This window comes from Rugamonas violacea, from assembly GCF_016461825.1.
In the GTDB taxonomy this organism is placed as follows: Bacteria; Pseudomonadota; Gammaproteobacteria; order Burkholderiales; family Burkholderiaceae_D; genus Rugamonas.
Genome location: NZ_JAEMNU010000085.1, coordinates 1 through 1,380, shown reverse-complemented (window position 1 = coordinate 1,380; position 1,380 = coordinate 1). Strand labels below are relative to the sequence as shown.

Genomic DNA, 1,380 nt, shown 5'->3' with positions numbered 1-1,380 from the left:
GTGGTTTCGGTGGCATAGCGGAATGATGCTGGAAAGCCGCTTGGTTTACAACCCTTTATTGATGCGCTCGCTGCGGCTGAATAGTTACCTTGTTCTTTGGTGGCGCGGGGATGGACGGCCCGTATATTAAAGACATGGTCAGGGCCTTTGATAATATGGGAATCGCACTAACTCCCGCTAACCGTGACACTTGGTCATCCGGGATTGCGGAAGTCGATGCGGCGATTGGCGTGCAAGCGTATAGGTTTGGGCAGCATCCATTCCCAACTTTATTAGATAAATTTGATCAGAGTGGCAATCAGTTCAACCTAATTGGCTACTCGTACGGATCGGAAGTGGCTGCACAGGTCGCCGTGAACTATGCCAGGGGAGGGACGAAAATTGACAATCTTGTGCTGATCGGATCGCCGATCAGCGAGGACTATTTGAAAACGGTGCAAAACACTAAGAACATTGGCAATGTCATAGTGATGAATCTTACTGCGCATGGAGATCCAATTTATGCTGGGATGTCAGACACCACGTTGATAAAGTCAGCGTTAACATTGAAAGATCAACAGTCATCCGGTACGGGGCATTTTTACTACGCGTCCGAGACGCCGGTCGGTCAGGCTAACCGAGATTCACTTGCTGCCTATCTTTACAAGAAAGGACTGCGTTGATGATTGGCATCTCTGCACGTCGCATTAGATTGCTTGTGGTTGTTAGTGGCGCGCACGCTGCATTGACGGCAATACTTTGGTTCTGGTCTCTTGGAGGTGCGTTAGGGCTTGGATTTAAAGACAAAGGCACGTGGTCTCTTTTTGATCATTTCCAAGCGGATGTAATCCCAACTTTGGCGAAGATTCTTGCAACACCTGGGCGATTCATAATGTCTGATAAGTCCGATATCTTGATGAGCATTACTATTCCTTGGCTTGCCAATAGCGTACTTTGGGGAGCGGGCATCGTATTGGTCTTCGAGCTGTTGATGTATCGTCAAAGTAAAGGTGGGATGTAAGTTATGTTGATGTTGCGAAGGCCGGGGGCAAACCCGGCAGGTTGACAATCCTCAGAAGCCGGTGAGAGCCTGGCTCACTGCCTCAGCGCGTGCAGGAAGCCCTGTGCGAAAGCTGCCCGGCGGGCGCGCTGTGACCCGCGAACGAACCAAGCGTGGCCTTTGGTGTCCGCATCGCGGCTGGCGGTATCGCGCAGCGACTGATATCGTCCGCAGCGCAGTGCTGACATACCCTTGCGGCCACGCCGATAATCGGCCAAACTTTCGCCCAGAATTTTTTCGTTCTTTAACTATAGTGGATCCCGAATTTGAGACGATGGTTTAAGCTGTGGTCCGTGAAAGGATGACAGCAAATGAGTGAAGGAAAAAAACGGCGAGTGCAC

At 50.7% G+C, this 1,380-nt stretch carries 2 protein-coding genes; both read left to right on the top strand.

Going from position 1 to position 1,380, the window contains the following annotated elements; genetic code table 11:
- Positions 1-89 precede the first annotated feature (89 nt).
- Positions 90-662, top strand: a complete 573-nt coding sequence (locus H7U20_RS17480) for an alpha/beta hydrolase family protein (protein ID WP_199760431.1) — start codon at positions 90-92, stop codon at positions 660-662.
- Positions 662-1,000, top strand: coding sequence for a hypothetical protein (locus H7U20_RS17475; protein WP_199760430.1), 339 nt, complete (start codon positions 662-664; stop codon positions 998-1,000). The genes H7U20_RS17480 and H7U20_RS17475 overlap by 1 nt, the downstream gene beginning before the upstream one ends.
- Positions 1,001-1,380 lie beyond the last annotated feature (380 nt).

What these genes read in the sequence shown, in the direction of transcription:
- H7U20_RS17475 (WP_199760430.1), top strand. Translation starts at nt 662, where the DNA reads ATGATTGGCATCTCTGCACGTCGCATTAGATTGCTTGTGGTTGTTAGT.